This is a genomic window from Chthoniobacter sp. (assembly GCF_040003245.1).
Classification (GTDB): Bacteria; Verrucomicrobiota; Verrucomicrobiia; order Chthoniobacterales; family Chthoniobacteraceae; genus Chthoniobacter.
The window spans coordinates 1-5,543 of sequence record NZ_JBDUCX010000341.1; the positions used below are offsets into that span (position 1 = coordinate 1).

Below are 5,543 nucleotides of genomic sequence, written 5' to 3' on the forward strand. Positions count from 1 at the left end.
TGACGTTGCGATGGCCCTCCGGGTAGCGCACCGAGCGCTCGTAGGTGTAGAGCGAATTGAACGAGCCGGGCAGGTAGAAGGCGTCGGTCGTCTTTTGGGTGAGCCACCACGGGTATTCGCGGCCCGCTCCGTTGTCGTGGTCGCCGCAGCCGAGCCAATCCATGCCGGCCACGTCGACGGCGTAACGCCACATGTCCTCGAGCGGGCCGTCGTTGCCGCCATCGCCGCTGATCTCGGTGTGGCGATGAAACTCGCCACGCTGAATTTGCAGTTTCTTGCCATCGATCTCGGCGCGATAGGCGTGGATATTCGTGATGTCGGCGCGCTCCTTCGTCGTGGCGGGAGAAGGCGCGGCCTGGGCGTCGGGCGGCGTTTTGTCCGCGACGAGTTTCGTCGCTTGCGCCGGGCCGGTGGCGCGGAGATGCGAGACGTAGAGATCGTTGTCGTAAGGGTCGCTCTCGGCTTCGAGGGCGAGATTGCCACCGGGGCCGTTGCCCCGGCGCACGATGTGGCGGTCCTGCCGGTGATCGCTGCTGTGCACCACGGTGAGACCGCCATCCGCGGCGGGCACGACGACAGGAATGTTATAGAGCAGGTTGTCGCTGTGCGGCACGAGGACGGGGCCGGTCCAGTGGTCGCCATCGGTATAGCTGGCCCAGTCGAACCACAACGAACCGAGCGGCGTGCGGAAATCGTTCTGGCGCGAGCGGCAGAAAATCCAGACGCGGCCCGCGCTGTCGCAGACGATGCGGGCGAGATTGTTGTGCGGAAAATTTTTGTTCGCCTCGGCTTCCTGACCGGCCTTGCGCGATTCGCCGCCCGGCTCCAGCGCCGGGACGCGAACATTGCGCTGCCGCTTGCGCAAGCCACCCGCTCCCGGCAATGCGTCCTTGAACGAGCCGGCGGGTTCCATCCACTGGCCGTCCTTCAGCACCGCGAGCCCGATCTGCCGGTCGCGGTAGAGCGGGATGCCCTTGTCTTTCACCAGCGCGCCCCAGTCCTTGCCCCAGGTCGGCCCGCTTTGCTCCCAGGCGATCCAGAGAGCGCCGTCCTTGTCGTAGGTGAGCGCGGGCCGTGCTTCGTAGTCCGGTGAGTTCGCGACGGGTCGTGCGTCGCCCGCTTTGCCGCCGGAAAACTCGCGCACCCACACATCGTAGTCGCCCTTCTCATAGGTGTCCCAGGCGATGGCCACCTTGCCCTTGGTGCTCGCGATGGCGGGCGCCCAGCAGTTGCGCGTTTGGGTGCTCACCTGTTCGGCTTTGCTCCAGCCGTCCTTCGTCTGGTGCCGCTGAAAAATGCGGAATACACTGTCGCGCGCGCCCTGCCACGCGACCCACACGTGGCCGTCGCTGTCGGTGGCGGCAACGGGCCACACATCGCTCTCCGGCGAGTCCGACATTTTTTGCGGTTCGCTCAATTTCTTCGTCTTCGGATCCAGGCTGCGGGTGAAGATGTCGAAGTTCGGATTCCCGTTGTCCGGAAACGGCTTGTAGCTAGGATTCTCCGCCCACACCACCCACACGAGCCCCGCGCCATCGACCGCCACGGCGCTCTTGTAGATATCGCGGCCCGTCGATGAAATGGCAATCGCGTCGCCATTCGTGGCGCGCAGCCACAGTTGATCTCCGCCGGGCGCCGTCGCCAGCGATTTCAGTTCCTCCGGTTCCTTGTCCCAACTCCTGGCGCGCACCGCACGGTCGATGCCCGGCGTGTAACTTTGCCACGCGGCCCATACCGTGCCATCCGTGCCGACGGCGCCGCTCGGGTAATCCTCGTCGGTCTTGGCATCGGTCGTGAACGGCACTCCCGCGGCGGTGCGTTCGATTTCCACGGCGCCGCTGAGTTCCTGGACGATCTTCCCGCTCGCCACTTCGGAAAAGGCGAAGGCGAACTCGCCTTTCGGCGTCTTGATCGTCACCCGCGAGTCCTCCGTCACGCCGGTGAAGCTGATCAACACGCCGTTGTCGCCGAGCGGGAGTGAAGTCGCGGCATCGGCTGGGCGGGCCTGCGCTTTGCCCGGGTTGTTCGAGCGCCGTTTGTTGTCGAGCGTGCTGGGACGGGTGCGGCAGGACCAACCGGTGGTGCCGTCTACTTTGTCCTGCTGCGCAAAACGCCAGCCGCCGATCAGGTTCACATTTCCCGGTGAAACCGCGACGGTGCCGGACCAATCGGTGGCCTCCTTGTCCTCGAGGCCGAAGCGCACTTTGATGCCAATGTCATCGGCGAACGCGGCTGTCGTGGAAAGCGCGACCAGAAGGGGGAGGAGGGAAGATTTCATGGGTTGAAGCGAAACCCCGCAAAGTTTCCGGGGTTGCGAGCGCACACCAATGATTCTCCCATGAAAACTTCCAGGCTTGCTCCTGTTCTCGCTCTCGCTCTCAGTTTCGCCGCCGCCCGGCACGTCGAAGCCGCCGTCAAGTTGCCCGCGCTCTTTTCGGATCACGCTGTGCTCCAGCGCGGCATCGCGGTTCCGGTCTGGGGTACCGCGGATCCCGGAGAAGAAGTGACTGTTTCGCTCGTAGGCGAGCCGCAGACGACGAAGGCGGGCGCTGACGGAAAGTGGAAAGTGTCGCTGCCCGCGATGAAGGCGGCGGACAGCCTGACCCTGACGGTGAAGGGTACGAATACGCTGATGGTGAATGACGTGGCCGTCGGCGAGGTGTGGGTAAATTCCGGGCAATCGAACATGGCCTTCACCCTCAAGGGCGATATCAACGCGGAAGCCGCCATCGCCGCGGCCAACGATCCGCAACTCCGTTTCTTCGCCGTGGCGGCCAACGCCAGCGATACGCCACTCAGTGAGGTGCCGGGGAAGTGGGTGATCACCAGCCCGGGTAGCGCTCCGCTGTTTTCCGCGGTCGGCTACTACTTCGCCCGCGAACTGCGCAAGGCGTTGCAGGTGCCCGTGGGGATGCTCAGCACTTCGGTCGGCGGCACACCGGCGGAGGCGTGGACGAGCCACGAGGCGCTGGCCGCGAACCCGGACTTGAAATCCATCTTCGAAGCGCAGGACGCCGCGATCAAAGGATGGCCCGCTGCGGTGGAAAACTTCCACAAGAACGAGGCCCGGCTCACCGCGGCCTGGCAGGCCAACGTCGAAAAAGCGAAGGCTGCGGGCAGCCCCCCGCCGCGCAAACCGGTGGTCCCGGAAGACCCGACGAAAAACAAGCGGCGCCCCTCGGGACTTTACAACGCCATGGTTGCGCCCTTGCAGCCGTACGCGATCCGCGGCGCCATCTGGTATCAGGGCGAGGCGAACAGCCAGCGTGGAAAACAATATCGCACGCTCTTCCCCGCCATGATCACCGACTGGCGCAAGGCGTGGGGCGAAGGCGATTTCCCCTTCTTCTTCGTGCAAATCGCGCCTCATCAAAACCAGACGCCAGAACTGCGGGAGGCGCAGCTTCTCACCTCGCAGACGGTGCCGCACACCGCCATCGCGGTGATCACCGATTTCGGCGAGCCCACGAACATTCATCCCAAACACAAGGAACCCGTCGGCACGCGTCTCTCGCTGGCCGCGCGGGCGCTGGCTTATGGGGATAAGATCGAGTATTCGGGCCCGACGTTCGACTCGCTCCGGGTCGACGGCGGCAAGGCCGTGTTGACGTTCCAGCACGCGGCCGGGCTCGTGGCGAAGGACGGCGAATTGAAGGGCTTCACCATTGCCGGTGAGGACAAGAACTTCGTGCCGGCCAAAGCGGAGATCAAAGGTGCCACCGTCACCGTCTCCGCCGATGCCGTCACCAAGCCCGTGGCCGTGCGCTATGGCTGGACGAATGTTCCCAACGTAAACCTCTACAATGGCGCGGGATTGCCGGCCTCACCGTTCCGCACCGACGTGGAGAAGTAAACGCGCGAGGCTCATCGTCTCATCACGAACTCGATAAAGGCTTCCGGCCCGTCCGGGTGAAAGGTTTGATCCAGTCGCGTACCTAGCTGGTAGTTATAACCTTCATCGCAAAGTTGATAGTAACATTCCTGGATAACTCCATCCTCGGCGCGCAGCCTTTCCAGCCACTTCGGCACGTGGATATGAATCGGCGCGGGAGATCCATTGAGCGACAGGCTCCAGGTGCTTTTGTGATCCCAATTGTACCGGGACGGCCAGATCATTCCCTCGTATAATTCCCACGACGGCACCGTGCAGATTACCCACCCGCCTTTCTTCACGAGCGTCAGCCAATCTTTGAGACACGCCGTGGGATCATACATATGCTCCAGGCTCTGGCTGGCATGAATGAAATCGAAAGATTCCGGCAGAAAGTAGGACGACAGCCGATTGGCGTTTCCCTGTTGCTGATCAAATAGCACGACCTCGGACATCCCGTCGAACCAAAGAGTCGTCAATGGATCGTTCCCGGGCCCCACATCCAGGCCCCTCCCTTGGAAAACCTGTTTCCAATCCACAGGGTAGTCGGATTTCTGCCTTCTGCGCATTGCTTTGGAGGTCTCTTTCATCGCCTCGGGTGAAACCAGATCGCACAACGCATGTTTTCAACAATCTGCATAGGGGAGCACGACCGCGAGAATAGCCTCGGCGCCCCGGACGGCGAAGAAAATCACGCGCCTTTACGCTGTGAGCGCCGTGAAGACGCCTTGAGTCGGGCTCTTTCCCCGGGGGCGGACGACAATTCCTTTTGCGAATACGCCGGGATGCGGCACCCTTGGAGCTCGCCATGTTCCCAGCCCTCGCCCTCCGCATCCTCCGCACCACCGATCCGCGGCTGCTTGGGAAATTCATGTGGAACTTCGGCGTCAAGGGGATGCTCTCCGTCGAGCGCTTCAAACACCGGATCAAGCGCGGCGAATTCTTTCCGCCGTTCCTCTACCTCTCGATCATCAATTCTTGTAATCTGCGCTGCCAGGGCTGCTGGGTGGATGTGGAAGCCGAGCGGCAGGCCATCGATCTCGACACGCTCAACCGCACGATCAACGACGCCAAGGCGCACGGGAACGCCTTCTTCGGCATCCTCGGCGGCGAGCCGTTCATGCACCCCGAGCTGCTCGACCTGCTCGCCGCGCATCCGGACGCTTACTTCCAGGTCTTCACCAACGGCCAGTTCATCACCGAAAAAGTCGCCAGGCGCCTGCGCCAGATCGGCAATGCCACGCCGCTCATTTCCATCGAGGGCCGCGAGATCGTCAGCGACGAGCGCCGGGGCAAGAAAGAGGTTCTCAGCAAAACCTTGCGCGGTCTCGACGCGTGCCTCCGCGAGCGCATCCTCACCGGTGTGGCCACCAGCGTGTGCCAGACGAATATCGACGACCTCTGCACCGAGTCCTGGCTCCGCGAGCTCATCGCCCGCGGCGTGCACTATTGCTGGTTTCACACCTATCGTCCCGTCGGCCCGAAGATGAATCCGCAACTCGCCCTCACGCCTGCGCAGCTCGTCCGGGTGCGGCGCTTCGTCGTCGAGATGCGCGCAAAAGTGCCCATCGCCATCATCGATGCCTATTACGACGGCGAGGGCCGCGCGCTCTGCCCGATGAGCACCGGCATCTCGCACCACGTGAACCCGCGCGGCGACATCGAGCCGTGC

At 63.2% G+C, this 5,543-nt stretch carries 4 protein-coding genes; 2 read left to right on the plus strand and 2 right to left on the minus strand.

The window, feature by feature from the left end; genetic code table 11:
• On the minus strand, positions 1 to 2,278 hold a 2,278-nt coding region (locus ABJF10_RS28875; protein ID WP_348548066.1), incomplete at its 3' end, for a hypothetical protein.
• A gap of 60 nt (positions 2,279 to 2,338) precedes the next feature.
• Here ABJF10_RS28875 and ABJF10_RS28880 point away from each other — a divergent pair.
• Positions 2,339 to 3,853, plus strand: a complete 1,515-nt coding sequence (locus ABJF10_RS28880; protein WP_348548067.1) for a sialate O-acetylesterase — start codon at positions 2,339 to 2,341, stop codon at positions 3,851 to 3,853.
• An 11-nt stretch (positions 3,854 to 3,864) separates the two neighbouring features.
• On the opposite strand, the gene ABJF10_RS28885 is transcribed toward ABJF10_RS28880, so the two are convergent.
• Positions 3,865 to 4,461, minus strand: coding sequence for a methyltransferase domain-containing protein (locus ABJF10_RS28885; RefSeq protein WP_348548068.1), 597 nt, complete (start codon positions 4,459 to 4,461; stop codon positions 3,865 to 3,867).
• A 218-nt stretch (positions 4,462 to 4,679) separates the two neighbouring features.
• On the opposite strand from ABJF10_RS28885, the gene ABJF10_RS28890 reads away from it, so the two are divergent.
• On the plus strand, positions 4,680 to 5,543 hold an 864-nt coding region (locus ABJF10_RS28890), incomplete at its 3' end, for a radical SAM protein (RefSeq protein WP_348548069.1).

What these genes read in the sequence shown, in the direction of transcription:
- ABJF10_RS28880 (WP_348548067.1), top strand. Translation starts at nt 2,339, where the DNA reads ATGAAAACTTCCAGGCTTGCTCCTGTTCTCGCTCTCGCTCTCAGTTTC.
- ABJF10_RS28885 (WP_348548068.1), bottom strand. Translation starts at nt 4,461, where the DNA reads ATGAAAGAGACCTCCAAAGCAATGCGCAGAAGGCAGAAATCCGACTAC.